Genomic DNA, 16974 nt, shown 5'->3' with positions numbered 1-16974 from the left:
GTCTGATTTTCTGTTTATAGAATCAGTGAAAACAGTATATACTTGTTTCTTTCGCTTGTCAAGAATAAAAATTGGTATAGCTCAATTACTTTTGAACCGCAAACAAAAAACCATTCAAAAAATAGCTCTTGAATGGTTTAGAAATATAGCTGATCAACTTATGTCTATACCCTATCGAACACCAGACATCACAGTTTATCTGTTCTCACTCCTCGCAGCCTATTATTTATTAGATTGGAAGGGATAAGTACTTTCAAAAGTTTCCACTATCTCTACTAAACGATCATCCAAATAGGTCATAGCTTGATCTCTGATTGGATTAGGAATTCCATAATAGGCCTCTGCAAGACCTCCACAGATAGCAGCGATCGTATCACTATCTCCTCCGATGGAAATAGCATTTCTGATAGCATCTTCAAAATCTTGTGACTCAAAAAAGGCTTGGAAGGCCTGAGGAACTGAACCTTGACAAGTTACATCAAAGCTATAATCTTCACGGATTTGGTCTAGGGTAAAGTCCATCGGGTAGTAATTTTTATCGATGTAGTCTCTGATCTCATGACGGCTAGAACCAGTTCTAGCCAAGAAGATCGCTACTGCAACTGCTTCTGCACCTTTTAGTCCCTCAGGATGGTCATGACTCACTTCTGTCACTGCTTGGGACAAAGCCTTTGCCTGCTCTATACTATCTGCCGCAAAACCGACAGCGCTAATTCTCATGGCAGATCCATTCCCATAACTCCCATAGGGTTGAGGATCATCTGAAAAAATCCAGTAGAAAAAATGACCGCCATATCCACAATCTGGATATTGTCTCCCTATCTCTTGCATGTATTTCACTGCATTTTTAGAGAGTTGACTCCAGTCTTCCCTACTAGCCAATAAGGCTTTAGCAACCGCCAAAGTCATAACACTATCGTCCGTCGGGCAAGAATCACGAGTGAACAAATCAAACTCTTTACTCTTATGATTATCCGCCTCAAATCGGGAACCAATAATATCTCCAATAACTGCTCCTAGCATAAGCTACCCCCCTAGAAGTTTTTCTCCTGTTCACAGGTAATATTTCATGAATTTTCTTCATTATACCATGTTTACTATTGTTTCGGTATTTCCTATGCAATCTACAGGCAGTTTTGTTTCAGCCCAAGATAAGCATAGGTTCGAGTACGTGGACAATCTTTTTCCATCTTCACCCTAAAATAAAACCGATGCTCCCTGCCGTCCTTGGTATTTTCCTTATTCAAGACAAAGTAGTCCTTTTGGTTAATAGCCATGGTTCGTAGGATGTCGTCAATCAAAAAAGTCAGGGGCACATTCATGGCAGAGTATTTTTGAAAATCTTCCTCAAAACGAATGTAGTCATCTGAGAAATAGTCCATCTGCAATTTATTTTCATAAAGCTCTTTTCTAGTCATAAACTTCCTCCTGACAAAGTTGGATTGCGAGAATGTCTTGGCCCCTTAGCAGTCTATAACCCTCATCCGTTTTAACAGAGACTTCTTGAGGAGATAATTCTCTTACTTCACCGATTATCGTGCTTTTATGATTATTCTCCTTGACCACAAAAGAGCCTTTTAGTCGATTTATATAGAGTTGAGAGAGCAAGAGCAACTTCTCAACAGGAGTCAAATCTGTCGAGAAATCGACACGATTTTTTTCTTCACTGAGCGAGCTCGTATGCTCTGATAAAAAGAAGCCCATCCACTTCTGCATCCCTGGATCCTGATAGTCCCTTGCGGATTGGAAGGGTAAATAAGAACGATCAATCATTTGAGTCCATCTAATCCTCCAGCAGAATGTCCTCCGATGAGCTTACTTCTGGCAATACTTCTCGACGCATCCTCTAAGGCAGTCGCCTTCAAAAGGGAAGTAAAGCCGAATTGTTCTCGAATGGAATCAATGGCTGTCTGGAGCCTTTCTTCTTTTTCTACTTTATCAACATCATCAAAAAGGGAAATCAACGCAAAGGATTCATCCACAAATCCTGAATAACTAACGGCAACACTCCTAACGGCCCCAGAAGTATATTTGCTGTGAAATAATTCCAGGACATGACCAACCAAAATACTGGTGTTATTGGTTGGTTCAACCTTCATCTGAGTATGGATGGAGCGTTTTTGTTCCTGCTTAGAAAAACCAAGATGAATAGATACCACTGTCGCCTTTTTACTAGCTCTTCGAAGCCTGATAGCCACCTGCTCAGCCATCTCTCGAAGGATAATTTCAATATCTCGCCGTTTGACATAGTCTCTCGGTAAAATTTGCGAATTGCCCAAGCCATGAGATTTTGGCTTATAGGGGTTATGAACATTACTCTCATCTATCCCATTAGCATGAAACCACAAGCGAAGTCCAGCTTGACCAAGTTCCTTCTTCAGGACATCAGGATTGCTATTGGCTAACTCCTTAATCGAATGAATCCCTAAACCATTCAAGCGCTTCTCCATCCGATGCCCAATCCCCCAAAAGTCAGTCATTTTAGGAATAGACCAGACCTTATCTTCCACATCTTGATAGGACCAATTGGCTCGCATGGTCGGTGTGTGCTTGGCTTCATTATCCAAGGCCAACTTAGCAAGCAGAGGATTGGCATTCGACATGCCGACCGTCGAGTAAATCCCTGTCTGCCGCCAGATATCCCTCTGAATACGAGCCGAAAGCATATCCAACTTATCTTTGCGAGAAATCTGCTGGTCTGGGACAAAATAATTGAGCGAACTAGTCAAATCGATAAAACCTTCGTCAATAGAGTAGGGATAGATATCATCTGGACTGGCATAATTCTGGAAAATGCGCTGAATTTCCATATTGACCGCGATATACTTATCCATCCGAGGAGGGACAATGACTGTCACTCGAGCCCAATCCTCGATAAATTTCACATAGGCTGGATCTGCCCGCAAGCCTTGTTTTTTGGCATTGTAGTAGGAAAATTTACGCGTCTGGATATCAAAGGGCAGGTCATAGGCACGACCGACATTTGCTTTCCCAAAGACCTTTTTGAACATAGGTGAGGAGGCAAGAATAAGCCCAACAGAATTATCCGCTCGACTCATGACACAAAGGGAGGTTTTGAGGGGATGGAGTCCTCTTTCCACACACTCAACACTGGCATAAAAGGACTTCATATCAACAAAGGCAATATCACTTTTGGGCTCTCTGGAATAATCAAAGTAGCCCATAGACTATCCCTCCATCGGTACAAAATTACCCACGATAATGCCCACAATTCGCGGATCTTCTTCGTAAGAAATGTGAATATCCTTGTATTTAGGATTGATAGAGACCAGACGCAGACCATCTTCTTCACGGTAGACCCGTTTGATATAGGTCTGGTTATTGCAAACCACTGCATAGACAGCACCATCATAATCAAATCCTGTCTCTCGAATCAGAGCCACGGAACCATTTTGATATTTAGGTTCCATAGAATCCCCAGACACCCATGAAGCAAAATCGTGAGCCAATTCTTCATTGAAGTAAACCGTATCAAAGTTTCGATCATCATAAACCGAAGCTCCGATACCAGCCGACATGCGTTCATAGACGTGATACTCGTAGAGTTTTTCTGAAATAGCAGTCACCTTCTTGGCTTGTTCTTCTTGAGCCAAATTACGGGCATAGACTACCACCTTTTCTTTCCCTTGGTTCGAGAGGCTATTATAGAGACGGACAATTTCGATTTGGGTGAAATAGCCTTTTGGTACTTTTAAAAGATCTTCTAGTTGAGCAACCTTCTCTTTAGAAGGCTCCTTGACTCCGCGTTCCCAAGCTGAATAAGCCTGAAAACTAATGCCAAGCTGCTCTGCAATTTCTTTCTGTGTTAGCTTTAACTCTTTTCTCCGAGCTTTGAGTTTTTCTGGTTGGTACATGTTTTACCTCCTAGCGTGATGTTTTCATCGTAGGTTGACTTTGTTTCCAAAATTCAACCATTTTGGTTTAGTTTTATTATATAAAAAAAGTAGACGAATGTCTACTAGAAATGTTGAGGTTTGGCAAACGGCTGGTAATGATGATGCTATAGATTCCTTATCTCAAATACTGCCGTATTAATCCACTCGTTATTCATTTGAAAGTCATTTTCTATGATTTTACTAAAGGTAAAACCATTTTTTAAAAGCACTCTCTGAGAAGCCAGATTGTACGTTGCCGTCCCCGCAATAATCTTATGTAAACCATAAGTAGTAAAGGCCTTTTCTAAAACGAGTTTAACCGCTTCGCTGGCATATCCTAAATTAGTAACATTTTCTCCAATCCTATATCCAAGTTCTGCTGTTTTTCTATCCTTCCCTAAAACACTTAAATTGATTCTTCCAACCATAACACCTTGTGTATCTCTAATAAGATGCATGTAGACATCATGATTCTCTTGTTCCCTTAACAATTCCCTTGTAATTTCTTTAAAACTTTCTGAATCAAAATAGTGAGCTGGTCTAGGAGGTAAACTTCGCTCAAAATACTCTCTATTTTCTTTTTCAAAAGAATAAACATCTATGCTATTTTCTTCAGACATCAACTCTAAACTTATCATTGTAAACCACCTCCTATCATTCTATAAATTCAAATGTAGTCATGTTCACACAAAGTGATATTTACAGAATTTACAGAGCTATCTTAATTTATTCATATCGCATCTACATTATAACACAACATACTATGAAGAAAAATAATATCCATCAAGGTCCTCATAAATTCCAACATCTTGCTAAACAAGCTGGAAACACCTATGGAAGCTATTTTTAAACCCACTTGCTTCATCTTCATAAAATGATAATGACTTACAAATAAAGAAGAAAACCATCTCATTAATTCTGAGATGGTTGATTATTTAGTCTACTTTATAAAAAACTTGTTCTGAGCTAGTTGGAGCAGCTTGACCAGCAGTAAGCCTGTTTTTACTTAAGTCAGAATCTAACCCATCTATAATAAGTCCAGCAGGGTAAACACTCATTCCATACCCTGTAAAACCAGATCTAACACTGAATTCAATAGTTCCATGGTTACCCATGCTCACTTTCTCAATGTTTCCACTGTTTACTAATCCATTTTTATCGAATGCAAACTCTTGTCCAAGTCCATTTCTCCATGTTCCAACTAGAGTAGAGAAATCTCCATTTAGAATGGCTTGCTCATCTATTTTTTGTGATTTAGCATTCGTTTTCTCTTCTTGTGTCGAAGGTCTTTCCTCCTCCGTGGTAGTAGTAATACTATCTTGGGAAGTCGTTGAACTAGTACTTGGTGAACTAGTCGTTGTCGTACTAGTAGTAGAACGCTGTTCCGTTGTAGGAGTATTCACTACTTCTGCATCTTGCTTCTTATGATTAAAAAAGAAGAAGAGAGAACTTATCAGCACTATAGGGATTAAGGAACATAACAGAATCAAAAGCCAATTTATGCCTTTTCCTATTTTCATTTATAACTCCTTTATATTATTCTCATTTAATTATATCATACTACACTCATACAAGTAACAAAATATTGGACTTAAATATATTATTTGGGTGAATTTTGTATTTTTGAAACAAAAAGACATCCAAAAGAAAATTCTTGAACGTCTGTAAATGTTGATAGTATCGTATTGATTAACGTTTTGAGGCAACTTGACTTCGTCAAATTGCAGCCACATTTGTAAGCGACTAAAGTCGCAACAACTGTGTCAATTGCACCAATTTAGTAAGGAAGTATAAAAAAGAACACCCCGAAAGGTGCTCTTTGTAAGTATCGTAATTCTTTCGAATTAACGTTTACTAAATTGTGATGCTTTACGAGCTTTCTTAAGACCTATTGAAAATATATTATTTTTATGCTAATAAAACAAGAAGCCTACTCATACCTAAAACTGTTTTCACCCAAATTAACCTTAAAATATTTGAACCTCTTGTCTGAATCTGGAATCGAGAATTCGAAGCTTTGTTTAGTTCCATTTTCCCATAAATATCTTGTTTCAAACTTAAAACCAGAATAAATTTTATCATTTTCATCATAAAAAGAAATATTTATATCTATGTAATTGATGCGATGACCTGTAGTATTTTCAAAATTCCCCACGTAGCGCTTCTCTTTTTCTGATCCATCTTCAACCTCTTCAACTACAAAGTTTTTTGCATCAAACGTATCTACTAATATTCCGTAAACTCTATTAAATTCTTTAACAGCTTCACCGGACCTCAATATATTATTTAAACTATTTTTATCTTGAACAGGGATTTCACTTATTGAATTAATATCTAAAAGTAATTCATAACGTTTATATTGGAGTTTGTTCCACTCGTTTCTAAAGATTCTATCCAAGTATTTTCGATTTATTGCCGTTTCCTTTTCATTCTTAAGGACATCAATATAGGTGTCAGCTAGTTTCTTTAACTCAGGATTTTCGAACTCTCGATTTTTATATTTCTTAAGTTCATTTAGTTCATAATCCACACAGATTCTATAGTTTTTTAGTGATTCTTTATCATAATCCCTTTTGGCAACAAACTCCCAACGTTTATCTAACCCTTTTGCTAACGAAGTTAAAAATTCATTATCATAGGTATTATTGTTGTTTTTACTTGCATTAAATATAAGCAAAAGCATTAGTAGAAGTATTGAAACTACACCTAATAGTTTTTTCCCCACACTCAATCTCTCATTTCTATCTTTTTTTCTATTATAACACTCCTTTGATTACTGTCAAACTAATAGATGCTTTTGAAAAGTATTGTAAATATAGGCCCTTTTCTATTTCAAATGAATTTCATATATTTGAGAAAAGTTGTCGATAAAAAATAACTCAAGAAAAATTTTGTGATAAGTCTTACTTTTTAACAAAAAAAAGAGCACCCCGAAAGGTGCTCTTTGTAAGTATCGTAATTCTTTCGAATTAACGTTTACTAAATTGTGATGCTTTACGAGCTTTCTTAAGACCTGGTTTCTTACGCTCAACTTTACGTGAGTCACGTGTAAGAAGTCCTGCGCGTTTCAATGAATCGCGGAAGTCTGGGTCTACTTGAAGAAGGGCACGAGCGATACCGTGACGGATAGCTCCTGCTTGACCAGCGTAACCACCACCTACAACGTTAACGAAAACGTCGTATGAACCTGCAGTTGAAGTAACTGCGAATGGTTGGTTGATTACAAGACGAAGGTCAGCGTGTGGGATGTACTCTTCAACATCTTTTTTGTTAACAGTGATTTTACCAGTTCCTGGAACAAGGCGAACGCGTGCAACAGCGTTTTTACGACGTCCAGTACCTGCATATTGTGCTTGTGACATACTTTATTGTTCCTTTCCTTAGATAAGTCCTGAAATATCAAGAACTTCTGGTTGTTGTGCAGCGTGAGTGTGCTCAGCTCCAACGAATACTTTCAATTTCATACCTTGAGCGCGGCCAAGAGTATTGTGTGGAAGCATACCTTTAACTGATTTCTCGATCAAACGTACTGCATTTTTAGAACGAAGTTCACCAGCAGAGATTGATTTCAATCCACCTGGGTGGTTTGAGTGAGTGTAGTAGATCTTATCAGTTGCTTTTTTACCAGTCAATTTAACTTTTTCAGCATTGATAACGATTACGAAGTCACCTGTATCAGTGTGTGGTGTGAATGTTGGTTTGTTTTTTCCGCGAAGTACGCTAGCAACAACTGCTGAAAGGCGTCCAAGAGGTACATCAGTTGCGTCAACAACGTACCATTTGCGTTCTACTTGGCCTGGTTTAGCCATGAATGTAGTTTTGTTCATGATTTCTCCTATATGAATGTCGTTTTTGTTTACAGGGCGGATGTTCCGGTCCGCAAGTTATTTGAAAGGTTCCGGGGCCTTACAAATGGGGTAAACAATACCGCCTACTATTGTATCAAAATTCTCAGATAAAAGTCAAGCGGTTGGGAAAATATTTTTTCATTTTTGCCAGATTCGTAGTCTTCTTTCACCCTTCTCCTCAAGCATGGTCTGAAACGCCTTAGAAACTAAGTAAATAGCGCAAGTCAAGAACAGCGTAACCACTATATAATTGATCAAAGGACCGTGGTCTCCAACCAATGGTGGTTTTGTCAAAAAGCCATAATCTCCACCCGTCATTAGATTAACCACAAAGATCAGCGCATTAAGCGAAGATGTGATGACTAGGATTCGTTTGAAATCCAATAAATTAGCATCGTAGTCCTTCAAGAGATAAATCAAGGAATTTCCAAAGAGGGCTAAGTGTCCGAAAATAAAGGACAAAATGGCAATATGTGGGAAGGGATAGGGATCTGGCACTGGATAAACAAAGGCCGCCAAAGTCCCAAAGGTTCCGAGAACAGCAAAGTACTGTTTGACTCTAGAGACACCAGGAATCAAAAGCACTACAAACATTGCTAAACGGCAATGATAAAAGGGTAGGCTTTCTGTTAAAGGCATCTGATTGACCAAATACCAACCGTAGAGAAGGATTAACTGGGTCGCCTGTAAAATCTGGAAAAATCGCTGGCAAACTTTTTTATCACCATAACGATAGGCAAGAAATACAGTCAATGCCAATAAACTAAATAGACTTCCATACCAAAGAAGATCAAATTGGGGTGGCTCCGTCGGCTGCGTGCTAAATAAAGCATCCCAAACATTCATGTAACTTTCCTCATTTTCATATAAGCAGGCCTCTTACTCATCTCTATAGAGCCTAGCTTACATTTATTTCTTATAATTTTGTGTAAAAGAAACTGTCGATCTTAATATAAAGCAAAGCTTCTAATCGACATATTGTTCCCGCTCACCCTGATAGACCTGCCATAGAATTTCCATTTGTTCTTTGGTTATTCGTTTTTCAGATAGGGGTGGGAGATTCTTGATATCAAAAAATTCAAGTTCTGCAATTTCTTGATTTTCTTGAAATTGTCCATCCAATAACTGACAGTCAAAAACGAACTTGGCATACTGTTTGTTCTGAAGTTGAAAGCGGTTGGTATCAAAAACCGCCAATAAAGAACCTACTTCTGCCGAAAATCCTGTTTCTTCCTGAACTTCTTTTCGGATATTTTCCTTGGGAGAATATCCTACCTCGCCAAAGCCACCAGGTAAGGCCCAAGTATCCTCTCCTTGTCCTCTAACCAGGCAAATCTTCTGATTTTGAACAATCCATGCCCGCACATCCATCAAGGGAGTTGCATAGCTACCTGTTGGTTTTAAAATTGCAGTCAATTCCTCTTGATTGAGCTCTGTTTGATCCTGCAAGATACTTGATAAAATCTGCCGTAAATCCTCATAACGTTCACGGTCAAAAGGATCCTTGGTATAGGTCAGTCCAGTATCAGTAATGGCCAACATTCTCTGAATAGCTTTAGCGAAATCAGTTGCACTCATTTTCTAAACTTTCTACTAGCTTGGCTAGATTCATAGAGTTCGAACCTTTAAGCAAAATCTGGTCATGTGCGCCAAGACTTTCCTTGACCTGCTTAACCATGGCTTCAAACTGGTCTTCCTCAGCTGTTTTCTTGAAGTAGTAAACATGACCGATGGGGAACATTTGACTAGCTAACTGAGCCAAGTCAGCAATGTCTTCACCGTAGAAAATAACGGTATCAAGTACATCAGGTGACAGGCTCAAAATCATTTGATTATGGAGTTGAACGGATTGATCCCCTAGCTCTTTCATATCTGCCAGAACTGCGAGTTTCTTGCCACCTTCATTGGCTGGAATGGCAGAGAAAGTTTCTAAAATCAACTTCATAGCTGTTGGGTTAGCATTGTAGACATCTGACAAGATATCTGCTCCATTGGCAGCTTTTTTCCACTCGGTACGATTGCGGGTCAATTCTAGATTTTGGAAGGCTTGACCAATCTGCTCCTCAGTTACTCCTTCTTGCAAAGCAACATAAGAGGCAATCATGGCATTGGTCGCATTGTACTTACCTGTTACTGGCAAGTCGAGAGCCTGCTCCAAGAAATTAGCCTTGAAGGTTAAACTATCCTTACGCTCAATCAATTCTGTAATTTCGAGTTCTGCACCTGGACCAAAACGAACCACTTTTTGCTCAGCAGGTAGATAATCCTCTACAATAGGATCAGCTGGCGCTAAAAGCAAGGCACCCTGCTCCATCCCATCAGCGATTTGCAATTTCCCTTTGGCAATTTCAGAACGGTCTTTAAAGAAGGCCAAATGAGCTTCTCCGACCAGAGTCACAATAGCTGTCTTTGGATGAGCTAGTTCAGATAAGAGATGGATGTCTCCTAGGTGATCCTGTCCCATTTCCAAGACTAACTTTTCAGTGTCATCTGACATATGGAGAACCGTGTAGGGAAGCCCAATCTCGTTATTATAGTTCCCTTGCGTTTTGTAGGTTTTGTAGTTTGTAGAAAGCAAATGGGCCAACATATCCTTGGTCGTTGTCTTCCCATTTGAACCTGTAACAGCAAAGACATCGACACCAGTCTTTTGAAGGTAATAGGCCGCAAGAGCTTGAAAGGCTGTCAAAACATCCTCTACTAAAATGTAAGGATGACCTGCTACTGCCTTCTCTGACAGGGTTACAGCAGCACCGTTTTCAAAAGCCGTCTCAATAAAGTCATGACCATCACGCGCCCCCTTGAGTGGCACAAATAGATCCCCAGCTCCAATCAAGCGACTATCAAACTCTGCCTTGACTAACGGATTATCCGCATAGCTTGTCACATCATTTTTTGCATCAACAACACGCGCAACTTCGTGAATCGTAAGTTTCATGTTTACTCCTTTAAAAAGGGGCAAGGAGTCCTTCCCCGCCCTTATGTCTGTCTTTACAATAGGTGCGCTTCACGCTTGTCAAAACTTTCCTTAGCAAGATCCACCAAACGCTCAATTAGTTCTGGGTAAGGAAGACCCATATTGTCCCAAAGCAAGGGATACATAGACCATTGGGTGAATCCTGGCATAGTGTTGAGCTCGTTTAGGAAAACTTCTCCCTTATCTGTATAGAAAAAGTCACAACGTGAGAGACCAAGTCCACCAATAGCACGGAAGGCGGCTTCTGCATTTTTACGCATGACTGCTACTACTTCATCACTAATCTTGGCTGGGATATCCATAGTAATCTTGTTATCGATGTATTTTGCTTCGTAGTCATAGAAGGCTACATCTTTGACAACTTCACCAGGAAGCGTGCTCTTGACATCATAGTTTCCTAAGAGACCGACCTCGATTTCACGTGCATTAACTCCTTGTTCTACCAATACACGGCTATCGTACTTGAAGGCGAGTTCGAGAGCTTGATGGAGTTCCTCTTTATTTTCAGACTTAGAAATACCAACACTAGAACCCATATTGGATGGTTTGGTAAAGACTGGATAGGTTAATTTTTCTTCAACTTCAGCAATCTTAGAAGCCAAGTCATCCCCTTCAACAATGGCTACGTAAGGAACTTGGGCAATACCAGCAGATTCCAAGACACGCTTGGTAGTAATCTTATCCATGGCAAGGCTTGAAGATAGGATGTTACAACCGACATAAGGCATTTTCAAGACTTCTAAGAAACCTTGAACAGAACCATCTTCTCCCATAGGTCCATGAAGAACTGGAAAAACAACCGCTCCTTCTTCGTAGATAGCACTTGGAGCAATTTTCTTGTCCCAATCAATCGTTTCATTGGTCATGAGACGTTCATCTTGTCCAGGAGTTTGGGTAAATTCTTGGGTTTTGATGAAATCACCGGACTGGCTGATAAAGAAGGTTTTGACTGCGAAACGATCATAGTTGACCGCACGCATGACACTCTCAGCTGACAATACAGACACTTCACGTTCTGCACTGCGTCCACCATATAATAAAATAATTGTTTGTTTCATATGATTGTCCTATTTCTACTAGAATACTTGCTCTTTAGTATATCACATTTGTCTCTTTTTTTAAACTTGAATAGCAAAAAAGAGACTAGATTAAAAACAAATCCAGTCTCTATGTTTCTTAAAATCTTATCTACTAGCTAATTGCTTCTATCATTAATCTTACAGACTAGAGTTCTGTACGATTTTCGATAGCTCTTAAGAGCGTTACTTCGTCCGCATATTCGATATCTGCTCCTACTGCTAGACCTCGTGCTAGACGAGTAACCTTGATACCTGCAGGTTTGAGCAAGCGAGAGAGATACATGGAGGTCGCTTCGCCATCAGCTGTTGCATTGGTAGCTACGATGACCTCTGAAACCTCACTGGCCATAAGACGAGTCATAAGACTCTTAAGGTTGATATCATCCGGACTAATTCCATTCATGGGTGAAATCAACCCATGCAATACATGGTATAACCCATGGTATTCCTGAATATTTTCCATAGCAGCTACATCTCGACTATCCTCTAGGACGAGGATAGTTGTTTGGTCCCGACTTGGATCTGTGCAGATAGAACAGGGATCTTCATCGGTTAAACGTCCACAGATAGAACAATAGGTCAACTCTCTTTTAGCTGAAAGGAGATTTTTAGCAAATTCGTTGACGTCATCATCCGGCATTCCAATAGTATAAAAGGCTAGACGGGTTGCTGTCTTGATCCCAATACCCGGAAGTTTAGAATAACTGTCAATCAACTTAGCAATAGGTGTTGGATAAAGCATGGCTTCCTTTCTAATTCATTGGATGGTGTTGGTTGTATAGATTGATAATGTCGCGAGCAATTGCTGGCCCAACATTTTTGGTTAAATTGGTATTATGAGGAAAGACTACTGCAACTGCAATTTGAGGATTTTCTGTTGGAGCATAGGCCACGGCATTGGTATTATTAGCTTCTTTTTGACCACCAGCTACATAGCTTTCAGCTGTACCGGTTTTACCACTGATAGAAACAGTGGCACCATCTGAAAACGCCCGTCCTGTCGTTAGGGGACTAGTTCCATGCGATACTTGGTAAAATCCTTGGTGCAAGATTGCCATATCTGATTCAGAAATATTGACCTTGTTGATTTCCTTGGTATTTATTGCTTGGATTAATTCCCCAAGGCCACCCTTATCATTGTTGTCGTATATTCCCTCGACAATATGTGGAGCTAGACGAACACCATTGTTAGCAATAGTTGCAACGTACTGGGCTAATTGCATCGGTGTGTAGTTATCAAACTGGCCAAAAGCATTAGTTAAATAATTAGCCAAGTCAAATTTTTGGGGGATAAATCCTGTCGATTCATCTGGCAAGTCAATCTCAGTAGAAACTCCTAGTCCATACTCTCCAAAGGTAGCACGAAGTTTACCCATAGCAGATTCAAGATTGTTGGTTCCCACTGTCATATTCGGCTGATAAGTTTGCCCCATGATTCCAAGAGCAGTTTGGACCATGTAAGCATTGGATGAATACTCCAAGGCTTCAACGGCTGTAATCGGGAAAGAACCGTAATAAGGAGTATACCAGGAATTGATAGGGGCAGAACCTTGGAAGACGATTGGTTGGTCTGTCAAGGTTTGGTTGCCTGACAAGACCCCATTTTCCCAACCAGAACTGATGGTTGCCGCCTTAACGACAGACCCTGGTACAAAAACATTGGTCACTGTTCCTAGTGAGTCTGGTGTCAAGTCTCCTGTTTCTAGATTGTGTTTAATTCCTGACATTGCCAATACAGCACCTGTCTTAGGATTAAGGGCTACTGCATAAACACCTTCTGAGTATTTAGCACCACCATTTGCAAGTTCAGAATTAAAATAACTCTTCAAGAGGCTGTCTACGCTATCTTGGAAGGCCAAATCAATGGTTAATTTGATGTTTTTTCCCTTGCTACCTTCTTCGATATTCTCTACGCTCTCCATGTCTCCATGCTTGTCCAAATGGATTTCCTTGACGGTCCGTTTTCCTTGCAAAACTTCTTCGTATTGTTTTTCAAGATAGGAAGTCCCGACGCGATCATTGAGCGAATAACCTTTTTTCAAATAAGCGTCTACTTCTTCTGCTGGAAGACCTGATTTTTCACTAGAAACAGTTCCGACAATAGATGAAAGAGAAGTTTCTAAGACCTTTCGATCCCATGAGGTAGAGATAGAAATACCTGGCAATTCCTTTGAAGCAGAAGCAATTACAGCTACCTGTGTATCACTCAAAGGATCTGTTTGAATATTTCCTGTAGCAAAATTTCCAACTGAATTGAGTTGGCTAAAGAGGTAGATTGCCTTCTTTTCATCCTCGGAATAGTCCATCTGATTAGCTGCAATACTATTAGCAGCGTTGTTATAGAGTTCAGATTCAGAAAGTTGATTGCCATCTGAATCATACCGTTTATCTTTTGGAAGAGCTTCAACTGTTTTCTTATAAGCTTCGGCATCCGCCAAGTAGTAGTCTACCATTTGTCGGTCCGTCAACTCTGGAGAAGTGACTGTGACATAAGTCAACAATTTTTTAGAAATATCCTTCAAATCAGCCGCAGTCATCTTGTTACTTCGTGTGAATGAAACAACTTGTTTAACGGTGTTTTGGACTAAAGGTTTTCCTGTTGCATCATAAATTTCTCCACGAGCGGAACCCATGGTTACTCGAGTTTGGCTAGCAGAAGCGAGTTTATTTTCATAAAAATCCTTATGAAGAACTTGCATATAAAGCAAACGGCCAATAATTGTTAAAAAAAGCAAAATGACGATTGCAAATAACAAATTAAGCCGTATCGGTATCGAGTGGCTATTGAATTTTCTCATACACATCAATCTCATTTCTAATCAAAATCACACTCTTCATTGTACCATAATTTAGGTAGAAAATTATGGAAAAAGAAAAGACTTTTCCTTTTTGGTCCAAAAATTATTTTCTATGATATAATGGAGGTGAGCGCTATTTTATTTGTTAGATTTATCAAATAAATTCTGGCAAATAGCTATCAAAGGAGTCCCATGAATAAGCAAGATATTTCTACAATCATTGAGCTTCACTTTGAAGAAATGACCGATTTAGAGCAAGAAATTGCTCGCTATTTTCTGCAGGCAGATACCATAAACGATGACTTATCCTCTCAGCAAGTTACTCAAAAACTTCATATTTCCCAGGCAGCGCTCACTCGTTTTGCCAAGAAATGTGGTTTTAAGGGCTATCGAGAGTTCATCTTCAAATACCAACAACAAAAAGACACTCTTTCTGCTCCTCAACAGGATATGAATCCTTTGACTCAGAGAGTCCTTAGAAGTTATGCAAACCTGCGAGAAATTTCTCAAGGATTGATTGACGATGAGCAACTGGAACGCGTGGCTCAGATGATTGACCAATCCGAACGCGTGTATTTTTTCGGAACTGGGAGTTCTGGTCTAGTCGCACGTGAGATGAAGCTACGTTTTATGAGATTGGGTGTCGTCTGTGAAGCCTTAACAGATCCAGACGGTTTTGCCTGGACGACTAGCATTATTGATGAAAAATGTTTGGTGTTTGGTTTTTCTCTCTCAGGAACAACACCATCTATCATCGATAGCCTATTAGATGCCCAGGATATGGGAGCTAAGACAGTTCTATTTACAAGTGCACCGAATAAGGATACCCAAGCATTTACAGAAACAGTATTAGTCGCAAGTCAAAACCAAGCCTCATATATCCAACGAATCTCTGCTCAGCTTCCAATGCTGATTATCATTGATTTACTCTATGCTTATTTCCTAGAGATTGATCGCGAAAGTAAAGAAAAAATCTTTAATAGCTACTGGGAAAATAATCGATTAAATGGTTATCGCAGAAACACAAGAAATAGAAAGCCCTGAAATTGGAAACCATTCAGGGTTTTCTGTTTAAAATATTTTTCCCCACAAAAAGGAGCCCACAATGGGACTCCTTTTTTAGTGGTTCAAGATACTTCCTTTGACGTTCTCTATTCTAGTCCTTCATCTCTTTTTTGAAGAAGAATAGCATCATTCCTGAAACAAGAGTGAGGGCAGGCAAGAGAGTTGAACTTACTTCTTCTCCTGTTGCTGGTAACTGTTTGCTTGTAGAATCTGCTACAGTGCCCTTAGCCTCTGCTAAAGGCTTATCTTCTCCCATAGGTTGTGGAGTAGGAGTTTCTACATTTGCTGGTGCACTTGGTTGAGCTGCATCCTTGTAGACTACCGCATAGACACCTAGGTGTGGAGCTACAAATTCAAGTGCTGAACCCTTCTGTTCAAACTTCACTTCCTGCAATTCTTGATTTGCATTCATAGCATAGACATTGGCTACATCAGACGCCACAGCAACTTGAACAAGGGCTGCACCTTTCAATTGAACAAGTTCTCCTTTCTCATTCTTCAATTGAATTTGATAAGCATCGAAACGGCGACCTTCCAAGACCTGGTTAGCAACCTTATCGACCTCTAGAACAGAACCACCATTGAGGTCCCCTTCTCGAGCAATCAGTTTCAAGTTTGTTGATGAATCTTTCAAGACCTTCAATGTGCTATCAGTTGATGGACTTTCTTCCTTGGTTCCAACTTCGACGATGCGGTCTTGGGCTTCCTCACGTTCAACCTTAAGAACCTTACGGTTGTCACCATCGACTTCTACATAAGTCGTTACTTGTCCGTCTTTTCCTTCAGAAACAACTTGTTCCTTACCTTTAGCTAAATCAGCATTCTCACGGCGAACAGTCTTGAAGGCGATTGGTTCTTTCTCTACTTTTAGATTTGGTAGATTAAAGTCCAAATTCATAACGCCTTCTGTCGGCATAGCAGTTCCTTCTTGAGTACCAACTTCAACGATGCGGTCTTGAGCTTCCTCACGTTCAACCTTAACAACTTTACGATCGCTGCCGTCAACTTCTACATAGGTTGTTACTTGTCCGTCTTTTCCTTCAGAAACGACTTGTTCCTTACCTTTAGGTAGAAGAGAATTTTCACGACGAATAGTGTTGAAGGCAATCGGCTCTGTCGTTACTTCAAGGCTTGGTTGAGTTACACTCAATTCTTTAACACCTTCAGCTGGAAGATTTGAATGTTTCACTTCCTCTTCTGGCTTACTTGGGTCCTCTGGTCTTGCAGGCTCTTCTGGTTTACTTGGCTCTTCTGGAGCTGGTTCCTCTTTTGGTGTCGCCTGAAGATTGTTGATAGATGTCAGAGCGTCTT

The 16974-nt window shown here is 39.8% G+C and carries 18 protein-coding genes; 1 reads left to right on the top strand and 17 read right to left on the bottom strand.

Features of this window, described 5'->3' with window-relative positions; all coding sequences use genetic code 11:
- Positions 1 to 222 precede the first annotated feature (222 nt).
- The 16 genes from NMM19_RS07640 to pbp2b all read right to left on the bottom strand — a co-directional run bounded on the left by NMM19_RS07640 (position 223) and on the right by pbp2b (position 14598).
- Positions 223 to 1023: an ADP-ribosylglycohydrolase family protein gene (locus NMM19_RS07640; protein ID WP_178894606.1), complete on the bottom strand. Its 801-nt coding sequence runs from the start codon at positions 1021 to 1023 to the stop codon at positions 223 to 225.
- 101 nt (positions 1024 to 1124) lie between these two features.
- A complete protein-coding gene (locus NMM19_RS07635; RefSeq protein ID WP_178894605.1) occupies positions 1125 to 1418 on the bottom strand; it encodes a DUF5960 family protein in 294 nt (97 codons plus the stop codon).
- A complete protein-coding gene (locus tag NMM19_RS07630; RefSeq protein ID WP_178894604.1) occupies positions 1411 to 1773 on the bottom strand; it encodes a hypothetical protein in 363 nt (120 codons plus the stop codon). The genes NMM19_RS07635 and NMM19_RS07630 overlap by 8 nt, the downstream gene beginning before the upstream one ends.
- A complete protein-coding gene (locus NMM19_RS07625; RefSeq protein WP_178894603.1) occupies positions 1770 to 3185 on the bottom strand; it encodes a Y-family DNA polymerase in 1416 nt (471 codons plus the stop codon). The genes NMM19_RS07630 and NMM19_RS07625 overlap by 4 nt, the downstream gene beginning before the upstream one ends.
- Positions 3186 to 3188: 3 nt before the next feature.
- Complete coding sequence (locus NMM19_RS07620) at positions 3189 to 3875, bottom strand: XRE family transcriptional regulator (RefSeq protein WP_178894602.1); 687 nt, start codon at positions 3873 to 3875, stop codon at positions 3189 to 3191.
- Between the two features lie 146 nt (positions 3876 to 4021).
- Positions 4022 to 4534: a GNAT family N-acetyltransferase gene (locus NMM19_RS07615; protein ID WP_178894601.1), complete on the bottom strand. Its 513-nt coding sequence runs from the start codon at positions 4532 to 4534 to the stop codon at positions 4022 to 4024.
- 297 nt (positions 4535 to 4831) lie between these two features.
- Positions 4832 to 5416: a DUF6287 domain-containing protein gene (locus NMM19_RS07610; protein ID WP_254730772.1), complete on the bottom strand. Its 585-nt coding sequence runs from the start codon at positions 5414 to 5416 to the stop codon at positions 4832 to 4834.
- Between the two features lie 410 nt (positions 5417 to 5826).
- Positions 5827 to 6621 carry an FxLYD domain-containing protein gene (locus NMM19_RS07605; protein WP_254730769.1) on the bottom strand — a complete coding sequence of 265 codons (795 nt, stop codon included), beginning with the start codon at positions 6619 to 6621 and terminating at the stop codon, positions 5827 to 5829.
- A 244-nt stretch (positions 6622 to 6865) separates the two neighbouring features.
- The gene (gene rpsI / locus NMM19_RS07600; RefSeq protein WP_002893764.1) at positions 6866 to 7258 is read right to left on the bottom strand and encodes a 30S ribosomal protein S9; all 393 of its coding nucleotides are present in this window, start codon (positions 7256 to 7258) and stop codon (positions 6866 to 6868) included.
- An 18-nt stretch (positions 7259 to 7276) separates the two neighbouring features.
- Positions 7277 to 7723, bottom strand: a complete 447-nt coding sequence (gene rplM / locus NMM19_RS07595; protein ID WP_002876943.1) for a 50S ribosomal protein L13 — start codon at positions 7721 to 7723, stop codon at positions 7277 to 7279.
- A 159-nt stretch (positions 7724 to 7882) separates the two neighbouring features.
- Complete coding sequence (locus NMM19_RS07590) at positions 7883 to 8590, bottom strand: TIGR02206 family membrane protein (protein WP_254730766.1); 708 nt, start codon at positions 8588 to 8590, stop codon at positions 7883 to 7885.
- 120 nt (positions 8591 to 8710) lie between these two features.
- Positions 8711 to 9322: an NUDIX hydrolase N-terminal domain-containing protein gene (locus NMM19_RS07585; protein WP_254730763.1), complete on the bottom strand. Its 612-nt coding sequence runs from the start codon at positions 9320 to 9322 to the stop codon at positions 8711 to 8713.
- Positions 9309 to 10682: a UDP-N-acetylmuramoyl-tripeptide--D-alanyl-D-alanine ligase gene (murF, locus tag NMM19_RS07580; RefSeq protein WP_254730760.1), complete on the bottom strand. Its 1374-nt coding sequence runs from the start codon at positions 10680 to 10682 to the stop codon at positions 9309 to 9311. The genes NMM19_RS07585 and murF overlap by 14 nt, the downstream gene beginning before the upstream one ends.
- A 53-nt stretch (positions 10683 to 10735) precedes the next feature.
- Positions 10736 to 11779: a D-alanine--D-alanine ligase gene (locus tag NMM19_RS07575; RefSeq protein WP_254730757.1), complete on the bottom strand. Its 1044-nt coding sequence runs from the start codon at positions 11777 to 11779 to the stop codon at positions 10736 to 10738.
- Positions 11780 to 11945: 166 nt separating this feature from the next.
- Complete coding sequence (gene recR, locus NMM19_RS07570; RefSeq protein ID WP_070888870.1) at positions 11946 to 12542, bottom strand: recombination mediator RecR; 597 nt, start codon at positions 12540 to 12542, stop codon at positions 11946 to 11948.
- Positions 12543 to 12552: 10 nt separating this feature from the next.
- Complete coding sequence (gene pbp2b, locus NMM19_RS07565; protein WP_302851400.1) at positions 12553 to 14598, bottom strand: penicillin-binding protein PBP2B; 2046 nt, start codon at positions 14596 to 14598, stop codon at positions 12553 to 12555.
- A gap of 192 nt (positions 14599 to 14790) precedes the next feature.
- Here pbp2b and NMM19_RS07560 point away from each other — a divergent pair, with 192 nt between their 5' ends.
- Positions 14791 to 15642, top strand: coding sequence for a MurR/RpiR family transcriptional regulator (locus tag NMM19_RS07560; protein WP_254730751.1), 852 nt, complete (start codon positions 14791 to 14793; stop codon positions 15640 to 15642).
- Positions 15643 to 15754: 112 nt separating this feature from the next.
- Here the strand turns inward: NMM19_RS07560 and NMM19_RS07555 are convergent.
- A partial coding sequence (locus NMM19_RS07555; protein WP_254730748.1) for a G5 domain-containing protein occupies positions 15755 to 16974 on the bottom strand: 1220 nt, incomplete at its 5' end.

Origin of the sequence: Streptococcus sp. CF8_St5-17 (assembly GCF_024295665.1) — a bacterium.
Lineage (GTDB): Bacteria > Bacillota > Bacilli > Lactobacillales > Streptococcaceae > Streptococcus.
This window is presented reverse-complemented; position numbering and strand designations above follow the sequence as displayed.

Coding starts and splice junctions, on each gene's coding strand:
- NMM19_RS07610 (WP_254730772.1), bottom strand. CDS start 5,416: ATGAAAATAGGAAAAGGCATAAATTGGCTTTTGATTCTGTTATGTTCC.
- NMM19_RS07630 (WP_178894604.1), bottom strand. CDS start 1,773: ATGATTGATCGTTCTTATTTACCCTTCCAATCCGCAAGGGACTATCAG.
- NMM19_RS07620 (WP_178894602.1), bottom strand. CDS start 3,875: ATGTACCAACCAGAAAAACTCAAAGCTCGGAGAAAAGAGTTAAAGCTA.
- NMM19_RS07590 (WP_254730766.1), bottom strand. CDS start 8,590: ATGAATGTTTGGGATGCTTTATTTAGCACGCAGCCGACGGAGCCACCC.
- NMM19_RS07625 (WP_178894603.1), bottom strand. CDS start 3,185: ATGGGCTACTTTGATTATTCCAGAGAGCCCAAAAGTGATATTGCCTTT.
- pbp2b (WP_302851400.1), bottom strand. CDS start 14,598: ATGAGAAAATTCAATAGCCACTCGATACCGATACGGCTTAATTTGTTA.
- NMM19_RS07635 (WP_178894605.1), bottom strand. CDS start 1,418: ATGACTAGAAAAGAGCTTTATGAAAATAAATTGCAGATGGACTATTTC.
- NMM19_RS07585 (WP_254730763.1), bottom strand. CDS start 9,322: ATGAGTGCAACTGATTTCGCTAAAGCTATTCAGAGAATGTTGGCCATT.
- rplM (WP_002876943.1), bottom strand. CDS start 7,723: ATGAACAAAACTACATTCATGGCTAAACCAGGCCAAGTAGAACGCAAA.
- rpsI (WP_002893764.1), bottom strand. CDS start 7,258: ATGTCACAAGCACAATATGCAGGTACTGGACGTCGTAAAAACGCTGTT.
- NMM19_RS07575 (WP_254730757.1), bottom strand. CDS start 11,779: ATGAAACAAACAATTATTTTATTATATGGTGGACGCAGTGCAGAACGT.
- NMM19_RS07640 (WP_178894606.1), bottom strand. CDS start 1,023: ATGCTAGGAGCAGTTATTGGAGATATTATTGGTTCCCGATTTGAGGCG.
- murF (WP_254730760.1), bottom strand. CDS start 10,682: ATGAAACTTACGATTCACGAAGTTGCGCGTGTTGTTGATGCAAAAAAT.
- NMM19_RS07615 (WP_178894601.1), bottom strand. CDS start 4,534: ATGATAAGTTTAGAGTTGATGTCTGAAGAAAATAGCATAGATGTTTAT.
- recR (WP_070888870.1), bottom strand. CDS start 12,542: ATGCTTTATCCAACACCTATTGCTAAGTTGATTGACAGTTATTCTAAA.
- NMM19_RS07560 (WP_254730751.1), top strand. CDS start 14,791: ATGAATAAGCAAGATATTTCTACAATCATTGAGCTTCACTTTGAAGAA.